Here is a 295-nt window from a genome sequence, read left to right on the forward strand (position 1 = left end):
GCGGGTATATCCTGCGAAGCAATCGGAAGTGGTTCCAAGAAAAGCCTCTAAGCTTCAGTCATACGAGACCGTACCGCAAACCGACACAGGTGGGCGAGATGAGTATTCTAAGGCGCTTGAGAGAACTCGGGAGAAGGAACTCGGCAAATTGGTACCGTAACTTCGGGATAAGGTACGCCCTTGTAGTTTGACCCCCCTGCGGGGGAAGGACGAAGGGGTTGCAATAAACTGGTGGCTGCGACTGTTTAATAAAAACACAGCACTCTGCAAACACGAAAGTGGACGTATAGGGTGT

At 51.2% G+C, this 295-nt stretch carries 1 rRNA gene; it reads left to right on the forward strand.

Features of this window, described 5'->3' with window-relative positions:
• Nucleotides 1-295: ribosomal RNA gene (locus tag KDM89_RS21630) — 23S ribosomal RNA — on the forward strand; the annotation flags it as partial.

This window comes from Cognatundibacterium luofuense, from assembly GCF_018139685.1.
Taxonomy (GTDB): domain Bacteria; phylum Pseudomonadota; class Gammaproteobacteria; order Burkholderiales; family Burkholderiaceae_D; genus Undibacterium; species Undibacterium luofuense.